Annotated in this window: 17 protein-coding genes; 12 read left to right on the top strand and 5 right to left on the bottom strand. The window is 68.3% G+C overall.

Annotation, left to right across the window (positions count from 1 at the left end; all coding sequences use genetic code 11):
- Positions 1-10: 10 nt before the first annotated feature.
- Positions 11-667 carry a ribonuclease III gene (rnc, locus tag J7500_RS02095; protein WP_294060658.1) on the bottom strand — a complete coding sequence of 219 codons (657 nt, stop codon included), beginning with the start codon at positions 665-667 and terminating at the stop codon, positions 11-13.
- An 11-nt stretch (positions 668-678) separates the two neighbouring features.
- Positions 679-1,530, bottom strand: a complete 852-nt coding sequence (lepB, locus tag J7500_RS02090) for a signal peptidase I (protein WP_294059595.1) — start codon at positions 1,528-1,530, stop codon at positions 679-681.
- A gap of 117 nt (positions 1,531-1,647) precedes the next feature.
- On the opposite strand from lepB, the gene pgi reads away from it, so the two are divergent.
- From pgi to gorA, 4 genes are read left to right on the top strand one after another with little or no spacing between them, the layout of a single operon-like run.
- On the top strand, positions 1,648-3,135 hold the full coding sequence (gene pgi, locus J7500_RS02085; RefSeq protein WP_294059593.1) for a glucose-6-phosphate isomerase: 1,488 nt from the start codon (positions 1,648-1,650) through the stop codon (positions 3,133-3,135).
- Between the two features lie 57 nt (positions 3,136-3,192).
- Complete coding sequence (locus J7500_RS02080; RefSeq protein WP_294059592.1) at positions 3,193-3,402, top strand: type II toxin-antitoxin system VapB family antitoxin; 210 nt, start codon at positions 3,193-3,195, stop codon at positions 3,400-3,402.
- Positions 3,399-3,809, top strand: coding sequence for a PIN domain nuclease (locus J7500_RS02075; RefSeq protein WP_294059591.1), 411 nt, complete (start codon positions 3,399-3,401; stop codon positions 3,807-3,809). The genes J7500_RS02080 and J7500_RS02075 overlap by 4 nt, the downstream gene beginning before the upstream one ends.
- Positions 3,810-5,156 (top strand): glutathione-disulfide reductase, encoded by a 1,347-nt coding sequence (gene gorA / locus J7500_RS02070; RefSeq protein WP_294059589.1) that lies wholly within the window; start codon positions 3,810-3,812, stop codon positions 5,154-5,156.
- 12 nt (positions 5,157-5,168) lie between these two features.
- Here gorA and J7500_RS02065 read toward each other — a convergent pair whose 3' ends face one another.
- Positions 5,169-6,437: a cation:dicarboxylase symporter family transporter gene (locus J7500_RS02065; protein ID WP_294059586.1), complete on the bottom strand. Its 1,269-nt coding sequence runs from the start codon at positions 6,435-6,437 to the stop codon at positions 5,169-5,171.
- A gap of 71 nt (positions 6,438-6,508) precedes the next feature.
- Here J7500_RS02065 and glmM point away from each other — a divergent pair, with 71 nt between their 5' ends.
- The 4 genes from glmM to J7500_RS02045 all read left to right on the top strand — a co-directional run bounded on the left by glmM (position 6,509) and on the right by J7500_RS02045 (position 9,979).
- Positions 6,509-7,849, top strand: coding sequence for a phosphoglucosamine mutase (gene glmM / locus J7500_RS02060; protein WP_294059584.1), 1,341 nt, complete (start codon positions 6,509-6,511; stop codon positions 7,847-7,849).
- A 122-nt stretch (positions 7,850-7,971) separates the two neighbouring features.
- Complete coding sequence (locus J7500_RS02055) at positions 7,972-8,196, top strand: DUF1272 domain-containing protein (RefSeq protein WP_294059581.1); 225 nt, start codon at positions 7,972-7,974, stop codon at positions 8,194-8,196.
- Positions 8,197-8,199: 3 nt separating this feature from the next.
- Positions 8,200-9,354 carry a bifunctional hydroxymethylpyrimidine kinase/phosphomethylpyrimidine kinase gene (thiD, locus tag J7500_RS02050; protein ID WP_294059578.1) on the top strand — a complete coding sequence of 385 codons (1,155 nt, stop codon included), beginning with the start codon at positions 8,200-8,202 and terminating at the stop codon, positions 9,352-9,354.
- Positions 9,347-9,979: a ribonuclease HII gene (locus J7500_RS02045; protein ID WP_294059576.1), complete on the top strand. Its 633-nt coding sequence runs from the start codon at positions 9,347-9,349 to the stop codon at positions 9,977-9,979. The genes thiD and J7500_RS02045 overlap by 8 nt, the downstream gene beginning before the upstream one ends.
- Here the strand turns inward: J7500_RS02045 and J7500_RS02040 are convergent, their stop codons facing one another.
- Both J7500_RS02040 and J7500_RS02035 read right to left on the bottom strand, forming a co-directional pair.
- Entirely contained in the window at positions 9,980-11,179 is a 1,200-nt protein-coding gene (locus J7500_RS02040; RefSeq protein WP_294059574.1) for a PQQ-dependent sugar dehydrogenase, read from the bottom strand.
- A gap of 25 nt (positions 11,180-11,204) precedes the next feature.
- The gene (locus J7500_RS02035; RefSeq protein ID WP_294059573.1) at positions 11,205-12,365 is read right to left on the bottom strand and encodes a PQQ-dependent sugar dehydrogenase; all 1,161 of its coding nucleotides are present in this window, start codon (positions 12,363-12,365) and stop codon (positions 11,205-11,207) included.
- Between the two features lie 142 nt (positions 12,366-12,507).
- On the opposite strand from J7500_RS02035, the gene J7500_RS02030 reads away from it, so the two are divergent.
- From J7500_RS02030 to J7500_RS02015, 4 genes are all read left to right on the top strand, one after another.
- On the top strand, positions 12,508-14,439 hold the full coding sequence (locus J7500_RS02030) for a S9 family peptidase (RefSeq protein WP_294059571.1): 1,932 nt from the start codon (positions 12,508-12,510) through the stop codon (positions 14,437-14,439).
- A gap of 142 nt (positions 14,440-14,581) precedes the next feature.
- Positions 14,582-15,130 (top strand): ribosome maturation protein RimP, encoded by a 549-nt coding sequence (gene rimP / locus J7500_RS02025; RefSeq protein ID WP_294059569.1) that lies wholly within the window; start codon positions 14,582-14,584, stop codon positions 15,128-15,130.
- Complete coding sequence (gene nusA, locus J7500_RS02020) at positions 15,130-16,776, top strand: transcription termination factor NusA (protein WP_294059566.1); 1,647 nt, start codon at positions 15,130-15,132, stop codon at positions 16,774-16,776. Before rimP ends, nusA begins: the two co-directional genes overlap by 1 nt.
- A gap of 154 nt (positions 16,777-16,930) precedes the next feature.
- Complete coding sequence (locus tag J7500_RS02015; protein WP_294060657.1) at positions 16,931-17,617, top strand: DUF448 domain-containing protein; 687 nt, start codon at positions 16,931-16,933, stop codon at positions 17,615-17,617.
- Positions 17,618-17,622 lie beyond the last annotated feature (5 nt).

The following is a 17,622-nucleotide window of genomic DNA, read 5'->3' as shown; positions in this document are numbered from 1 at the left end:
GGAGTTGATATCACTTGCCCAGCTTCTCGAGCAGCGCTGCCGCCGCCGCGGTCTCGGCTTCCTGCTTGTTCGCGCCCTCGGCGGTCGCGTCGGCGAGCTTGGGGATGCTCACGCGGATCGTGAAGCGCGGGGCGTGGTGCGGGCCGGAGCGGTCGACCACTTCATATTCGGGGGGACGCCGGTTGTGCGCCGCGGCCCATTCCTGGAGCGCGGACTTGGGGTGCTTGGGCGCCTGGGCATGCGCGTCGATGTGGCGCTCCCATGCCTTGCGGATGAAGGGGCGCACCGCCTCGAGCCCGAATTCGAGGTAGAAGGCGCCGATCAGCGCCTCGACCACGTCGCCGAGCACATTGTCGCTGTCGGCGGCGCCGTCCTCGCGCGCCTGCTTGCCGAGCTTGAGGTGCGCGGCGACGCCGATCTCGCGCGCAACTTCGGCGCAGAGCTGACCGGTCACCAGCGCATTGAGCCGGCGCGAGAGCGCGCCCTCGGCCTCGTCGGGAAAGCGTTCGAACAGCCATTCGGCAACGACGAGCCCCAGCACGCGATCGCCGAGGAACTCGAGCCGCTCGTAATTGGCCGAGGCCTGGCTGCCGTGCGTCAGCGCGCGGGCATAGCGCGCGGTGTCGGCGGGCTCGCGGCCGAAGGTCTCCGCAATCCAGCCCGCCAGGTCGCGGGTGCTCAGAAGCCTTCTCCAATCCGGCTCCAGCGCGCGGCGGTGAACCAGGTCCAGGGCAGGAACCAGTTGGCGCTGCCGTCGGTCGACCAGAAGGTCACCACGGCCTTGCCCTCGAGGTTCTCCATCGGAACGAACTCGATCCCGCCGTCTTCATGGCTGAAGCGGCTGTCGGTCGAATTGTCGCGATTGTCGCCCATCAGGAACACATGGCCGGCAGGCACGGTGTAGACGCCGGTGTTGTCCTTGGGATAGGTGCCCTGGTCCAGCACTTCGTAGCTCTTGCCGTTGGGCAGGGTCTCGCGGAAGCGCGGGATGCTGCACACCATGTTGCCCTGCGCGTCGAGGCTCTGGAAATTGGCCTGGCAGCGCGTGAAATTGGGCGTCAGCGGCAGCGTGAAATTGGCGACCTGCTGCTTGGGCACGGGCTTGCCGTTCAGGATCAGCTGGCCGTTCACCATCTGCACCGTGTCGCCCGGCAGGCCGATCACGCGCTTGATCCAGTCGGTATCGTTCGCGGGGGGCGCCTTGAACACCACCACGTCGCCGCGCGCAGGGTCGTTCGCGAAGATGCGGCCGGGGATCAGCGGCAGGCTGAACGGCAGCGAGTGCCGCGAGAAGCCGTAGTTCCACTTGGTGATGAACAGATAGTCGCCGATCAGCAGCCGCGGCAGCATCGACTCGCTGGGAATCGAGAAGGGCGAGAAGATGAAGCTGCGCACCACGAAGACGATCAGCGCGAGCTTGACCAGGAAGGACGCGAGGTCGCGCCATTCGGACTTGGGCTTTTGGGCCGCCGTTCCCACCGAATAGGGCTTGGGAGCGTCGGTCTCGGGCTTCTCGGGCGCGTTATCCATGGGGCCATGCTCTGCTTGGGCTGAGGGGTGGCGTCAAGCCGATGAATCCGGGTGGCCGTGACCGGCAGGGGACGATAGGGGCATGTGCGAACCCGACTTGCCGAGATGGAGATGAACATGGCCTTGCCCGATTGGTCGCCGATCCGCGCGCTGCCCCGCACGCCGCTCAAGCAGCTCTTTGACGGGCAGGACCGGGTCGCCGCGCTCTCGGCCGATGTCGCGAGCATCCATTTCGACTGGTCCAAGACCCATCTGACCGCCGATGCAGTGGCGGCCTTCGCGGCCCTCGCGGAGTCGATGGGGCTCGCCGCCAAGCGCGACGCGCTGTTCGCGGGGGAGGCGGTGAATGTTACCGAAGGTCGCGCAGCTGAGCACAGTGCCGAGCGGGGCGAGGGCGCGCCCGAGAGCGTGGCGCGGGCGCGGGGCTTCCATGCCCGGATGCGCGCGCTGATCGACGCGATCGAGGCCGAGGCGCTGGGACCGGTACGGCACGTGCTCCACATCGGCATCGGCGGGTCGGCGCTGGGGCCCGACCTGCTCGTCGACGCGCTGGGCCGCGATGCCGACCGCTATGACGTGGCAATCGTATCCAATGTCGACGGATCGGCGCTCGAGGAAGCGCTCGACCGGTTCGACCCGCAGGCGACGCTGATCGCGATCGCGTCCAAGACCTTCACCACCACCGAGACGATGCTCAACGCCGAGAGCGCGCTGTCGTGGATGGCGCAGGGCGGGGTGGCCGACCCCTATGGCCGCGTGGTGGCGCTGACCGCAGCGCCCGAAAAGGCCGTCGAATGGGGCGTCGACGAGACGCGGGTGCTCCCCTTCGCCGAGTCGGTGGGCGGGCGCTATTCGCTCTGGTCGTCGATCGGCTTCCCCGCCGCGCTGGCGCTCGGCTGGGAGGCGTTCGAGGAGCTGCTCGAAGGCGCGGCCGAGATGGACCGGCATTTCCGCCTGACGCCGCTGGAGAAGAACGCGCCCGCGCTCGCCGCCTTTGCCGACCTCTATTACAGCCAGGCGCTCGGCTGCGAGACGCGCGCGACCTTTGCCTATGACGAAAGGCTGCGGCTGCTGCCGAGCTACCTCCAGCAGCTCGAGATGGAATCGAACGGCAAGCGCGTGACCGCCGAGGGGCAGCCCGTCACATGGCCGACCGCGCCGATCACCTGGGGCGGCGTCGGCACCGATGCGCAACACGCGGTGTTCCAGCTGCTCCACCAGGGCACGCGGCTGGTGCCGGTCGAGTTCGTCGGCGTGATCGAGCCGGGCGACGGGCTGGCCGAGGCGCACCATCGCCAGCTGCTGCTCAACATGTTCGCGCAAGGCGCCGCGCTGATGGCGGGCCGCGGGCATGACGACGAGGCGCGCGCCTATCCGGGCGACCGGCCGTCCTCGACCTTGCTGCTCGACGCGCTCGAGCCGCGCACGCTGGGCGCGCTGCTCGCCTTCTACGAGCAAAGGACGTTCGTGAACGCGGTGCTGCTCGGCATCAATCCGTTCGACCAGTTCGGCGTCGAGCTGGGCAAGGAAATGGCGAAGGCGGCGGAGCAGGGCGGCGACTTCGACGCCTCGACCGCGGACCTGATCCGGCGGGCGTTCGGCTGACGTTGCGCGGGCGCCTGGGGTTGCTTATGTGTACAAATGTCAATCAGGATACACATCATGCGCACGAATATCGAGATCGACCAGGGACTCGTCGCACAGGTCATGCGCGCCATTGGCGCGAAGACCAAGCGGGAGGCAGTGGACACCGCGTTGCGTGAGACGCTCAGGCTTCGGCAGCAGGAGGCACTCCTTCAGCTCTGGGGGATCGGCTGGGACGGCGATCTCGACGAGATGCGGACGAGCAAGTACGTCCCGGACGGCAAATGATCCTTGTCGACAGCAGCGTCTGGATCGACTTCTTCAACGCACGCGAGTCTCGTGAGACAACGTGGCTCAAGGCGGCGCTGATACGCGAACCTATCCTGATGGCGGATCTGGTTCTCGCCGAGGTCCTGCAGGGTATGAGGAGCGAGCGCTCCTTCGCCTTGGCGCGCGATCTGATGCTGCAGCTGCGCCTGGTGACTGTCGGTGGCGGCGATCTGGCTGTCGAGGCGGCACGCAATTACCGTCGGCTTCGCGCGCTTGGGATTACAGTGCGAAAGACGATCGATACGCTGATCGCGACGCGGTGCATCCGCGATCGCATTCCGCTTCTTTACTGCGACCGCGATTTCGCGCCCTTTGTAGAGCACCTCGGCTTGCGATCGGCGCTGGACCTTCCTGGAGCGAATTGAATGGCCGAGTTCGACTATGACCTGTTCGTGATCGGTGCCGGATCGGGCGGGGTGCGCGCGGCGCGCGTCTCGGCCGGCTATGGCGCCAGGGTCGCGATCGCCGAGGAATATCGCGTCGGCGGCACCTGCGTGATCCGCGGCTGCGTGCCCAAGAAGCTGCTCGTCTATGGCGCGCATTTCGCCGAGGATTTGAAGGACGCGCGCCGCTTCGGCTGGAACGTGCCCGATTGCGGCTTCGAATGGGCGACGCTGCGCGACAACGTCCTCGCCGAGGTCGACCGGCTCAACGGGCTCTACACCCAGGGGCTGCAGAACGCCGGCGCCGAGATCATCCTCGAGCGCGCGACCGCGAGCGGGCCCAACGAAGTGACGCTGGCGAGCGGGCGCAAGGTCACCGCAAAGAACATCCTGATCGCCACCGGCGCGCATCCGCACGTGCCCGACTTCCCGGGCGCGGAGCATGGCATCACGTCGAACGAAGTCTTCCACCTCGACGCGCTGCCGCGCCGGGTGATGATCGCGGGCGGCGGCTATATCGCCAACGAGTTCGCCGGCATCTTCAACGAGTTCGGCTCGAAGGTGACGCTGGTCAACCGCACCGACGTGATCCTGCGCGGCTACGACCAGTCGATCCGCGATCGGCTGCTCCAGATCTCGATGACCAAGGGCATCGACTTCCGCTTCCACGCCAGCTTCGAGAAGGTCGAGAAGCAGGAGGACGGGTCGCTGCGCGTCCATCTCTCCGGCCAGGACCCGATGGAAGTCGACTGCCTGATCTTCGCCACCGGTCGCGTGCCGAACACGCGCGGGCTGGGGCTGGCCGAGGTCGGCGTCACGCTCGACGACAAGGGCGCGGTCAAGGTCGACGCCGACAACCGCAGCTCGGTCGACAGCATCTATGCGGTGGGCGACGTGACCAATCGCGTCCAGCTCACGCCGGTCGCGATCCGCGAGGGGCAGGCGTTCGCCGACACGGTGTTCGGCGGCAAGCCGCACCAGGTCGACTATCACTGCATCCCGGCTGCGGTGTTCAGCCATCCGCCGATGGCCGGCGTGGGGATGACCGAGAGCGAGGCGCGCAACAAGCTCGGCTCGGTGAAGGTCTATACGTCGGACTTCCGCGCGATGAAGAACGTGCTGGCGGGCCGCAACGAGCGCGCGCTCTACAAGATGGTCTGCGACGGCGTGACCGGGAAGGTCGTCGGCCTCCACATGATCGGCCCCGACGCGCCCGAGATCCTCCAGGCCGCGGCAGTCGCCGTGAAGGCCGGGCTCACCAAGGACGATTTCGACCGCACCGTCGCGCTCCACCCGAGCATGGCGGAGGAGCTGGTGCTGCTGAAGTAAGGGCGCGGGCGCCTATTCGTGCTCGGCGAGCATGGCGTCCGCCTCGTCGAGCGGCACCTTGCCGGTGCGGCGCGACAGCCATGCAGTGGCGGCAACGTCCCAGGTGACGTTGCCCACGGTGCGCATGATGTCCGGAAGCGTCTCGACTGCGACGAGCAGGCCCAGCGGCGCCACCGGCGCGCCCAGCGTCGAGGCGACCGGCGCAATCGCGCTGATGTAGCTCACCGTCCCCGGCAGGCTGACCGATCCGAGCGAGGTCAGCATCGCCACGATCGTGCCCAGCGCCAATGTCGCCGGGGTGAGCGGCACGCCGAACCATTTGGCGATGTAGATCGCGACCGCGAAGTTCATCGCCGGCCCGGTCGCGCGCAGGATCGCCACGGCCAGGGGCAGGGTGACGCCCGAAACCGCCACCGGCACGCCGATCTTGCTCGATCCCTCGACCATCACCGGCAGCGTCGCGAGCGATGACTGGGTGCTGATCGCGACCGCCTGGCTGGGGAGCACGGCGCGCGCGAAACGCAGGAAGCGCAGACGGCCGCCGATCACCGCCGCGGGATAGGCGAACAGCGACACCGACAGGCCCACCGCCGAGACGATCAGGATATAGTGGATCAGCGCGCCGAAAGCGCCCGTGCCCGCCTTTGCCCCCACGACGAAGGCGAGCGCGAACACGCCGACCGGGCCGACCCACAGCACCCAGTCGATCACCACCAGCATCACGTCGCGCAGCGCGATGAAGAAGCCGGTCATCGTCTTGCGCATGACGTCGTCGACGCGAGTCAGCGCGAAGGCGAAGATCAGCGCGAAGATGATGAGCGACAGGAAGGCGTTCTCCGCCGCGGCCTTGACGATGTTGGCCGGAATGATCGCCGCCAGGAATTCGCCCAGCGGCGGCATCGGGCCGATTTGCCCGGCACCGGTGAGCGCCGCGCGCAGGTTCGCGGCCGATTCCTGCGGCAAGGGAAACAGCTTGAGGAACAGCGGCGTGAGCAGCGCTGCCGCGACGGCCGACAGGAACATCAGCACGCTGTAGAGCGCAATGGCCCGCCCGGCGAGGCGACCGGCCTGCGCGGCCTCGGTGGTCGCGGCGACGCCGGTGATCAGCAGCGCGACGACCAGCGGCACGATCGTCATCTGCAGGCCGTTGAGCCAGGCCTGGCCGATCGGCTGGGCGATATCCGCTGCTGCGAGCGCGGTGGCAGGCGCATAGGCAGCGAGCAATGCGCCGATCGCGAGGCCGGCGATCAGCGCGAGGAGGATGCGGGTAGGTTGCGACATGCTCGCCCTTTATGGTTTTGGCCGCTATCACTGCGGGCACGAAACGCCACAAGGGCGCGAACAGGCAGGGCATGGCAAGAAAATATTTCGGTACCGACGGGATTCGAGGGACGACCAACCTCGGCGCGATGACCGCGGCGATGGCGATGAAGGTGGGGATGGCCGCCGGCGCGCACTTCCGCCGCGGCGATCACCGCCACCGCGTGGTGATCGGCAAGGACACGCGGCTTTCGGGTTACATGCTCGAGAATGCGATGGTCGCGGGCTTCACCAGCGTGGGCATGGACGTGGTGCTGCTGGGGCCGATGCCGACCCCGGCCGTGGCGATGCTCACCCATTCGATGCGCGCCGACCTGGGCGTGATGATCTCGGCCAGCCACAATCCCTTCGCCGACAACGGCATCAAGCTGTTCGGCCCCGACGGCTACAAGCTCTCCGACGAGGACGAGCTGGCGATCGAGGCGCTGATCGAGGGCGACGTGGCGCTCGCGGCATCGGGCGACATCGGCCGGGCGCGGCGCGTGGAGGATGCGCGCGGGCGCTACATCCACTTCGCCAAGTCGACCTTCCCCGAGGATCTGACGCTCGACGGGCTCAAGATCGTCATCGATTGCGCCAATGGCGCCGCCTATCAGGCCGCACCCTCGGCGCTGTGGGAGCTGGGCGCCGAAGTGATCGCGATCGGCGTCACGCCGAACGGCAAGAACATCAACGACGGCGTCGGCTCGACTGCGCCCGACACGCTTTGCCAGACGGTGGTCGCATCGGGGGCGCACATCGGCATCGCGCTCGACGGCGACGCCGACCGGCTGATCGTGGTCGACGAGACCGGCCATGTCGTCGACGGCGACCAGCTGATGGCGACGATCGCCGGCGGCTGGGCGCGGCAGGGCCGGCTCGCAGGCGGCGGGCTGGTCGCGACGGTGATGTCCAACCTCGGGCTCGAGCGGCACCTGGCGGCGCAGGGGCTGGGGCTGGTCCGCACCAAGGTGGGCGACCGCTATGTGCTCGAGAAGATGCGCGCCTCGGGCTATAATGTCGGCGGCGAGCAGTCGGGACACATCATCCTGTCCGACTATGCTACCACCGGCGACGGGCTGGTCGCGGCGCTGCAGGTGCTCGCCGAGATCGTCCGCGCCGGCGCGCCGGCGAGCGAAGTGCTGCGCCGCTTCGAGCCGCTGCCGCAGCTGCTCAAGAACGTGCGCTTCAAGGGTGGCAAGCCGCTCGAGGACGCGCGCGTCAAGGAAGTCATCGCGGCCGCCGAGGCCGAGCTCGACGGCAAGGGCCGGCTGGTGATCCGCCCCTCGGGCACCGAGCCGGTGATCCGGGTGATGGCGGAGGGCGACGATCGCGGCCAGGTCGAGGCCGTGGTCGATCGCGTGTGCGACGCCGTGCGCGAGGCGGCGGCGTAAACTCCCCTCCCGGTTGCGGGAGGGGGCAGGGGAGGGGATGACCCTCGAATCGATTGGGCGGAAGGTGCCGGACAGCCCCTCCCCCGACCCCTCCCGCAAGCGGAAGGGGAGAAGGAAGTAGAATGCTCGAGATGCGGCCCGATTGCGAACGCTGCGGCACCGACCTGCCCGCCAATGCGCATGGCGCGTTCATCTGCTCGTTCGAATGCACCTTTTGCGCGGACTGCGCCGATGCCGTGGACGATGTGTGCCCCAATTGCGGCGGCGAGCTGGTGGATCGGCCGACGCGAACTGGTAAGGCGCTGGAGCGCAATCCGGCTTCGACGGAGCGCAAGTTCAAGGGATAGCCAGTGACTCCGCGTATCCTGATCATTGCCGGCTCGGATTCGGGCGGCGGCGCCGGCATCCAGGCCGATATCAAGACCGTCACCATGCTCGGCGGCCATGCGATGACCGCGATCACCGCGCTGACCGCGCAGAACACGCTGGGCGTCACCAAGGTGCATCCGGTGCCGACCGACATGGTGCTCGCGCAGATCGACGCGGTGGTGAAGGACCTGGGCGTCGACGCAGTCAAGATCGGCATGATCGGATCGGCGCGCACTGCGCTGGCGGTGGCCGAGCGGCTCGGCGAGCTTCCCGGCGTGCCGGTGGTGTTCGATCCGGTGATGGTCGCGACCAGCGGCGCGACGCTGGCCGACGAGGCGACGATCGCCGCCTTCGAGCGGCTGATGGACCGGGCCACGGTCACCACGCCCAACCTGCCCGAATTGGAGGCGCTCGGCCGCGACCCGCAGGAGCTGGTCGCCGCGCACGGCTGCGCGGTGCTGGTGAAGGGCGGGCACGGCACCGGCAGCCAAGTGACCGACCGGCTCTATTCGGCCGATCCCGAGGACCCGCCGCACATCGAATGGAGCGATCCGCGGATCGAAACCGAGGCGACGCACGGCACCGGCTGCACGCTTTCCTCGGCGATCGCCTGCGGACTGGCGCAGGAATGGGACCTGCCCGCTGCCGTCACGCGTGCGCGCCGCTTCGTTCGGATCGCGATGCGCGAGGCGCCGGGCATCGGCCGCGGCCATGGCCCGATGGGGCAGCAGGCAGTGCGGCTCGACCTCAACACCAGCTTCTTCGAGCCGATGCTCAACCAGGTCACCGTGCCGGCGCAGGACCTGGCCGCGAGCGAGCGCTTCTACCGGCTGCTCGGGCTGCGGCAGGTGGTCCGCGCCGCTCCGCGCTACGCACGGTTCGAGACCGAAGGCGGCGCCACCTTTTCGGTGGCGACCGAGGGCTATGCCGCGCCGGTGGTCTATTTCGAATGCGGCGACCTCGACGTCACCGTCGCCTATCTCCAGCAGCAGGGCGTGGCCTTCGAGCAGGAGCCCAAGGACGAGCCCTGGGGCTGGCGCGAGGCGCGGCTGCGCGATCCGGCGGGCAATTCGATTCGTCTCTATCAGGCTGGCGAGATGCGCCGCTTTCCGCCATGGCGAGTCGGCGATGCCTGACCTGAAATTCGAGCGGAAATACAAGCGCCTGCACAAGGGGCCGGTCGCCGGCGTCGACGAAGCGGGGCGCGGGCCGCTCGCCGGGCCGGTGGTCGCCGCCGCAGTGGTGCTCGACCCGCGGTGCATTCCCGAAGGCATCGACGATTCGAAGGTGCTCACCGCCGCCAAACGCGAGCGGCTCTGCGCCGAACTGCTCGCCTGCGCCAAGGTGGGCGTGGGCATCGCGAGCGTCGAGGAGATCGACACGCTCAACATCTTCTGGGCCTCGATGCTGGCGATGTCGCGCGCAGTCGAGGCGCTGGGCTTCCGCCCCGCCTTCGTGCTGGTCGACGGCAATCGCTGCCCGGATTGGGACCACCAAAGCCATGCCGTGGTGGGCGGCGACGCGCTGTGCCTGTCGATCGCGGCGGCCTCGATCGTCGCCAAGCACAAGCGCGACTGCATGATGGACGAACTGGACGCGCTCCACCCGGGCTATGGCTGGCGTTCGAACAAGGGCTATTCGGCCAAGGTGCATCAGGAGGCGCTGCGGGTGCTGGGCCCTACGCCGCACCACCGCCGCAGCTTCGGGCGCGTCGCGCAGGCGGAGCTCGATTTCGGGCCGATCGTCAGCGCCGCCGAATAATCAGCGCGGCACGAGCTTGAGCAGTCGTCCGTCGGCGGCGTCCTCGAGCACCCAGAGCGCGCCGTCGGGGCCCTGCTCGACTTCGCGGATGCGCCGGCCGAGGCCGATGCGCTGCACTTCGGACGCGCTGCTGGTGGTGAAGCGGACGCGGACGAGCCCCTGGCTCACGAGTCCTGCGATGATCGCGTCGCCGCGCCAGTCGGCGAAGAGGCTGCCGGAGTAGATCGCCATTCCGCCCGGCGCGATCACCGGAGTCCACCAGGTCAGCGGGGCGACATAGCCGTCGCCGGGGGCATGGTCGGGGATCGGCGTGCCGTCATAGTTGCTGCCGTTGGAGACGTTGGGCCAGCCGTAATTGCCCCCGCGGACGATCAGGTTGAACTCGTCGCCGCCCATCGGCCCCATCTCGGTCTCCCAGAGCTGGCCGGCCGAATCGAAGGCGAGGCCATAGGGATTGCGGTGGCCGCTGCTCCAGATCTCGCCGCGCGCGCCGGCGGTGCCCAGGAAGGGATTGTCGGCGGGGACGGTGCCGTCGTCATTGAGCCGCACGATCTTGCCGAGCGTGGTGGCGAGGCTCTGGACCTGGCCGATCTGGCGCCGGTCGCCGGCGGTGACGAACAGCTTGCCGTCTGGCGCGAAGGCGATGCGGCCGCCATATTGGCCGGTGTCCGAGACCTTGGGCGTCTGGCGCCATAGCACGCTCACGTTGCCCAGCCGCGGGCCGGCGGCGTCCTCGACCAGCGTGCCGCGCGCGACCGCCAGCCCTGCGCCGCCGGTGCCCGGCTCGGCATAGCTGAGATAGACGAGCCGGTTCGTCGCGAAACTGGGATGGAGCGCGACGTCGAGCAGCCCGCCCTGCTCGGCATAGGAGACCGCGGGGAGGCCGCCCAGCGGCGCGGACTTTTCGCCCGATTGCGTGACGATGCGGAGCGCGCCCGGCTTCTCGGTGACGAGCATCCGGCCGTCGGGGAGGAAGACCATCGCCCAGGGCCAGCTGAGCGTCGCCACCGCAGTCGACTGGACGTTCGCGATCGGCGTCGGTGTCGGCGTGGGCGAGGAGGTCGGGGTTGGCGCGGGCGCGGGGCTTGGGCTGGGTGTCGGCGCAGGCGGCGGGGTCATCGTGCCGCCGCCGCTTCCGCTTCCGCCGCAGGCCGACAGCACCAACAGCGCCGCGCCCGCCATCCACGCACCTGCCCGCATGGTACCTACTCCCTGGGCGGGGAGCTCACCCCGCGGGAGTCAAACGCAGCAAGCGCCCCTGGGAGCCGTCGCCGCCGTCCTCGAGCAGCCAGAGCGCGCCGTCGGGGCCTTGCTCGACTTCGCGGATGCGCGCGCCCATCGGCCATTGGTCGCCCTTCTTCGCATCGGTGCCGTCGACGTCGACGCGAATCAGCGCCTGGCCCGAAAGCGCGGGGATGAACAAGTCGCCCTGCCACTGCGGGAACAGCTTGCCCGAATAGACGATCACGTCCGCCGGCGAGATCGAGGGGTTCCACCAGACCTTGGGCGCCTCGAACCCGTCGCCCGCGGTGTGATCGGGGATGTCGCGGCCGTCGTAATGGCTGCCGTTCGAGGCCTTGGGCCAGCCATAGTTGCGCCCGGGCAGGATCAGATTGACTTCGTCCCCGCCCTTCGGACCCATCTCGATCTCCCAGAGATTGCCCGATTTGTCGAAGGCGACGCCCAGCAGGTTGCGGTGGCCATAGGACCAGATCGCCGGGTGGAAGCCCTGGGCCGCCAGCGGATTGCCCGCCGCCGGCGTGCCGTCGTCGTTGAGGCGCAGCACCTTGCCGAGCGTGACCTTCGGGTCCTGCGCGGGGTCGAACTTCTGGCGCTCGCCGTTGGTGAAGAAGAGCTTGCCGTCGGGCGCGAAGGCGATTCGGCCGGAGAAATGGCCGTTGCCCTCGACATAGGGATCGGCGCGGAACAGCGTCTGGATGTTCTCGAGCTTCGGAGCGGCGCCGTCCGCGAAGGTGCCGCGCGCGAGGACCACGCCTTTCAGCCCGTCGGCGCGCTGCTCGGAATAGCTGAAATAGACGAGATGGTTCTGCGCGAACTTCGGGTGCAGCACCACGTCCATCAGCCCGCCCTGGCCCTCGCGCATCACCTGCACCGTGGCGAGGGTCTGGCGCGTCTTGCCGTCGGCCGAGACGAGCAACAGCGCGCCCGCCTTCTCGGTCACCAGCATCCGCCCGTCGGGGAGGAAGGTCATCGCCCAGGGCGCGTCGAAGTCGGCGACGGGGGTGACGGCGAACGGCCGCCCGGCTGCGGCGGGGGCCGCGGCATTGTCCTGCGCGGCGATCGCGGTGCCGGCATTGCCTTCGCCGGGCGCATTGCAGGCGGCGAGCAGTGCCGCGGGCAGCAGGAAGCTGGCGTGCAGGATCATGTGGCGAACCCCTTTGCTATTCGTCGAGGCGGCAAACCTAGCCTGTTCTTGCGCGCGCGTCATCGCGCGCTGCTATTTCGCTTGCATGCCGGCGCGCTCCCAAGTCATCGTGGCCGCGGGAAAAAGACTTGGGGGCAAGTCCATGCGATCGAAATTCTTGAGAGTGCTCGCGCTCGCGGGGGCGGCTGCCCTGGCGGCGCCCCCGTCGACGGCGCACGAACCGGACCCCGTCGCGCTGACAGTGCCGACTGCGGCCGATCTGGGAGCAGTGGCATCGCTCACGAGCCCCATCCTGTCGCCCGACGGCAAGCTGGTCGTCGCGATGGGCGTGGAGAAGGGCAAGCCGGTCGTGCGGCTGATGGCCGCCTCCGCCCATCCGGGCGCGCCGCACAATTTCTCGATCCCCGAGAAATACAAGGTCAACTGGGTGCGCTGGGCGGGGTCGAAGAAGCTGCTGGTCAGCATGGCCACCCCGACGCGGCTGCTCGGCGAAGAGGCCCGGATGACGCGCGTCGCCCTGCTCGACTTCGGGACGGGCAAGACCAGCTTCGTGGGCCCGCGCGAGCAGGGGCTGATCGGCGACGACCTGATCCATGTCGATCGCGAGGGCAAGTTCGTGCTGCTGTCGACCCAGCCGAGCATCTACGAATATCCCTCGGTCTTTCGGGTCGATCTCGACACCGGCAAATCCGAGCGGATCGTGCGCGCGCAGGAGCATGTGTGGAGCTGGTACGCGGACAATAGCGGTGTGGTCCGCGCGGGCATCGGCGTAGACGGCAAGAAATGGTGGCTGCTCTATCGCACGGCTGCCGATCAGGAGTTCAAGCGCATCAAGCGCACGCGCGACGACGGTACCGACGTCGACAAGTTCATACCCTTGGACGGCAGCGACCAGGGCTTCGCCGTCGCTGCCGGCGCGACCGGGCGGTTCGGCCTCTATCGCTACGACTTTCTGGCGGACCGGGTGGGCGAGCAGCTCTACGAGAATCCGAGCGTCGACATCGACGATTTCGACTTGCTGCCCGATGGCAAGGTGGCGGGCGTCTATTACACCGACGACAAGCCCGAGGTCGCCTGGATCGACCCGCAGCTCAAGGCATTGCAGGGCCGCATCGACCGCGCGCTGCCGGGCAAGGTGAACCGCGTCGTCTCAACCAGCCGCGACAAGATGCGCCTGCTCGTGTGGAGTTCGGCGGCCGACGATCCCGGCATCTTCTATTTCTACGACCGCGCCACTCGGGAGATGTCGCCCTTCGCCGCGCCGCACGAGGCGCTGTTCGACAAGCGGCTCGCGGCCATGGAGCCGGTGCGCTACAAGGCGCGCGACGGGCTCGAGATCCGCGCCTATCTCACGCTTCCGCCCGGCAGGAGCGACAAGAACCTGCCGCTGATCGTGATGCCCCATGGCGGCCCGTTCGCGCGCGATGCCTGGGGCTTCGACCCTTGGGTCCAGTATCTCGCGAGTAAGGGCTATGCAGTGCTCCAGCCCAATTTCCGCGGCTCGACCGGCTTCGGCAAGAGCTTCGTCGAAAAGGGCTATGGCGCCTGGGGCCGCGCCATGCAGGACGATATCGACGACGGCGTGAAATGGCTCGCCGGCCGCGGCACCGCCGATGCGAAGCGCGTATGCATCATGGGGGCCTCGTTCGGCGGCTATGCGGCGATGTGGGCGGCGGTGCGCAACCCCGACCTTTATCGCTGCGCGATCAGCTTGGCGGGCATCTCCGACGTCGGCTCGATGCTGCGCTACGACCGCAAGAGCTTTTCGGCGCCGCGCTACGCGCGCGACTGGCAGTCGAAGGTGCAGGGCGACAAGGGCTTCGAGCTCGACCAGATCTCGCCGATCAAGAGCGTCGACAAGCTCGGCGTGCCGATCCTGATCGCGCATGGCGACGAGGACGACAATGTCCCGCTCTATCAGTCGCGGCGCCTGCACGAGGCGCTGGAAAAGCTCGGCCGGCCCCATGAATATGTGGTCTACAAGGGCGAGGGTCACGGCTTCGCAGATCCCGACAACGCCACCGACTTCCTGAGCCGCGTCGGCAAGTTCCTCGACACGCACAACCCGAGCTGAATCGCGGGCGATAGACTCCCCTTGCCGTCCTGCGCCCAAGTGGATATATCGCCTGTGCTTTCTCGACATCGTCAAACATGCCGAGGTCGGGGCCCCGCGGGCTCCGGCGCCGAAGCTGCTTACCCGATTGCCGGAGACTATCGTGGCGGACATCGCCGAACTGACGAAGCTGATCGAACCCGAAGCCCAGGCGCTCGGGCTCGCGCTCGTGCGCGTCAAGATGTTCGGCGGCACCAGCGACCCGACGCTCCAGATCATGGCCGAGCGCCCCGACACCCGCCAGCTGACCATCGACGATTGCGCCGACCTGTCGCGCCGCATCTCGGACCGGCTCGACGAGCTCGAGGCGCAGGGCCGCGACCCGATCGACCATGCCTATCGGCTCGAAGTCAGCTCGCCGGGGATCGACCGGCCGCTCACCCGGCTCCAGGACTATCAGGACTGGGCGGGGCACGAGGCGCGGCTCAACCTCGCCGAGCCGACCGAGGACGGGCGCAAGCAGCTCACCGGGATCCTGAAGGGTGTCGAGGGCGACCAGGTCACCGTCGACGTCCGCAAATATCGCGAAGTCACGGTGCCGTTCGGCGCGATCGCCGACGCCAAGCTGCTGATGACCGACGCACTGATTGCCGCAACCGTGCCGCTTTCGATCGAAGGCGCCGAAGAGTTCGAGAACGAGGAACAAGACTGATGGCCACTGCCATTTCCGCGAACAAGGCCGAGCTGCTTGCCATTGCCGATGCGGTCGCGCGCGAGAAGCTGATCGACAAGGCCATCGTCATCGAGGCGATGGAGGACGCGATCCAGCGCGCCGCCAAGAACCGCTACGGCGTCGAGAACGACATCCGCGCCAAGCTCGACCCCAACACCGGCGACCTTCGCCTGTGGCGCGTCGTCGAAGTGGTCGAGGCAGTCGACGACTATTTCAAGCAGGTCTCGGTCAAGGACGCGCAGAAGCTCCAGAAGGGCGCGGTCGTCGGCGACTATATCGTCGATCCGCTGCCCCCGATCGAATTCGGCCGCATCCAGGCGCAGGCTTCGAAGCAGATCATCTTCCAGAAGGTCCGCGACGCCGAGCGCGAGCGCCAGCATGAAGAATTCAAGGACCGCGTCGGCGAGATCATCACCGGCGTCGTCAAGCGCGTCGAGTTCGGCCATGTCGTGGTCGACCTGGGCCGCGCCGAGGGCGTCATCCGCCGCGACCAGCAGATCCCGCGCGAAGTCGTCCGCGTCGGCGATCGCGTCCGCTCGATCATCCTCAACGTCCGCCGCGAGAACCGCGGGCCGCAGATCTTCCTCAGCCGCGCGCATCCGGACTTCATGAAGAAGCTGTTCGCGCAGGAAGTGCCCGAGATCTACGACGGCATCATCGAGATCAAGGCCGCCGCCCGCGATCCGGGCTCGCGCGCCAAGATCGGCGTCATCTCGCACGACTCCAGCATCGACCCGGTCGGCGCCTGCGTCGGCATGAAGGGCAGCCGCGTCCAGGCGGTGGTGCAGGAGATGCAGGGCGAGAAGATCGACATCATCCCCTGGTCGCCCGACACCGCGACCTTCGTGGTCAACGCGCTGCAGCCGGCGAACGTCAGCCGCGTCGTGATCGACGAGGAAGAGGACCGCATCGAAGTCGTGGTTCCCGACGACCAGCTCAGCCTGGCGATCGGCCGCCGCGGCCAGAACGTCCGCCTCGCCTCGCAGCTCACTGCCAAGGCGATCGACATCCTGACCGAGACCGACGCGAGCGAGAAGCGCCAGCAGGAATTCGTCGCGAACAGCGAGATGTTCCAGAACGAGCTCGACGTCGACGAGACGCTCGCGCAGCTGCTCGTCGCCGAGGGTTTCTCGAGCCTTGAGGAAGTCGCCTATGTCGAACTCGACGAGATCGCCTCGATCGAGGGCTTCGACGAGGAGCTCGGCCAGGAGCTGCAGAGCCGCGCGCAGGAAGCGCTCGAGCGCCGCGAGGAAGCCAATCGCCAGCTCCGCCGCGAACTCGGCGTCGACGACGACCTGGCGACCATGCCGTACATGACCGAGGCGATGCTGGTCACGCTCGGCAAGGCGGGCATCAAGACGCTCGACGACCTGGCGGACCTCGCCACCGACGAGCTGGTCCAGAAGAAGCGCGCCGAGCCGCGCCGCCGCGGCGAGAACACGCGTACGGAGCGTTCGGAGGACAAGGGCGGAATCCTGGCGGAGTACGGCCTGACCGACGAGCAGGGCAACGAGATCATCATGGCCGCCCGCGCGCACTGGTTCGACGACGAGCCTGCGCCTGCTGCCGCTGAAGAAACCGGCACCGCCGGCGAGGAGGACGCAATTGCGGACTCCGAACAATGATACGCGATCGGTAAAGACCGGTGCTTCCCCTCCCGCGCGCGGGAGGGGACCGAGGGGTGGGCGCGCGGCCTCCACGAGCGATTCGCTCGCGGATGGCGGGGGCCCACCCCCCAGCCCCCTCCCGCAAGCGGGAGGGGGGGCGACACGCACCTGCATCCTCAGCCGCGAGGAAGCCCCCCGCGAGGGGCTGATCCGGCTCGCGCTCTCGCCCGACGGCGAAGTGCTTCCCGACGTGCGCGCAAAGGCGCCCGGCCGCGGCGCCTGGATCGCGGTGAACCGCGCCGAGCTCGAGGCCGCGCAAGCCAAGGGCAAGCTCAAGGGCGCGCTGTCGCGTTCGTTCAAGACCGGCGACGTCCGCGTGCCCGAGGATCTCGGCGCCCGGATCGAGGTGCAGCTGCAGCGAAACACGCTCGATCGGCTCGGACTCGAGTTCAAGGCCGGCCATGTCGCGATCGGCGGCGACCGGATCGAGAATGCCGCGCGATCGGGCCAGCTCCACCTGCTGCTCCATGCGAGCGACGCAAGCGAGGACGGCGCGCGCAAGCTCGCCCAGGCGTGGCGCGTGGGAACCGACCGGGAAGGCACCGACCTCAAGGGGTTAACATTGCCCGTCCCGCGCACCATATTGTCCTTGGCGCTTGGCCGCGAAAATGTGGTACACGCCGGACTGACCGACGCCCGGGCGGCGAAGCGGGTGAGCGACGCGCTCGACCGCTGGCTGCATTTCATCGGACCCGATCCTGGCCTCGAGCCTTGCGAAACGCACTCGCAGGGCGCATCGGCTCACGGGAACGACGTGCGACCGACCGAACACGACGAAGAACATACCGAAGGACTTTGAAGAGC

Source organism: Sphingomonas sp., assembly GCF_017744835.1.
In the GTDB taxonomy this organism is placed as follows: Bacteria; Pseudomonadota; Alphaproteobacteria; order Sphingomonadales; family Sphingomonadaceae; genus Sphingomonas.
This window is presented reverse-complemented; position numbering and strand designations above follow the sequence as displayed.

Bases quoted from the DNA above. Each gene is read 5' to 3' on its own strand.
- J7500_RS02045 (WP_294059576.1), top strand. From the start codon at position 9,347: ATGCCTGACCTGAAATTCGAGCGGAAATACAAGCGCCTGCACAAGGGG.
- J7500_RS02080 (WP_294059592.1), top strand. From the start codon at position 3,193: ATGCGCACGAATATCGAGATCGACCAGGGACTCGTCGCACAGGTCATG.
- J7500_RS02075 (WP_294059591.1), top strand. From the start codon at position 3,399: ATGATCCTTGTCGACAGCAGCGTCTGGATCGACTTCTTCAACGCACGC.
- J7500_RS02035 (WP_294059573.1), bottom strand. From the start codon at position 12,365: ATGATCCTGCACGCCAGCTTCCTGCTGCCCGCGGCACTGCTCGCCGCC.
- J7500_RS02030 (WP_294059571.1), top strand. From the start codon at position 12,508: ATGCGATCGAAATTCTTGAGAGTGCTCGCGCTCGCGGGGGCGGCTGCC.
- J7500_RS02055 (WP_294059581.1), top strand. From the start codon at position 7,972: ATGCTCGAGATGCGGCCCGATTGCGAACGCTGCGGCACCGACCTGCCC.
- lepB (WP_294059595.1), bottom strand. From the start codon at position 1,530: ATGGATAACGCGCCCGAGAAGCCCGAGACCGACGCTCCCAAGCCCTAT.
- gorA (WP_294059589.1), top strand. From the start codon at position 3,810: ATGGCCGAGTTCGACTATGACCTGTTCGTGATCGGTGCCGGATCGGGC.
- J7500_RS02065 (WP_294059586.1), bottom strand. From the start codon at position 6,437: ATGTCGCAACCTACCCGCATCCTCCTCGCGCTGATCGCCGGCCTCGCG.
- J7500_RS02040 (WP_294059574.1), bottom strand. From the start codon at position 11,179: ATGCGGGCAGGTGCGTGGATGGCGGGCGCGGCGCTGTTGGTGCTGTCG.
- glmM (WP_294059584.1), top strand. From the start codon at position 6,509: ATGGCAAGAAAATATTTCGGTACCGACGGGATTCGAGGGACGACCAAC.
- pgi (WP_294059593.1), top strand. From the start codon at position 1,648: ATGGCCTTGCCCGATTGGTCGCCGATCCGCGCGCTGCCCCGCACGCCG.
- nusA (WP_294059566.1), top strand. From the start codon at position 15,130: ATGGCCACTGCCATTTCCGCGAACAAGGCCGAGCTGCTTGCCATTGCC.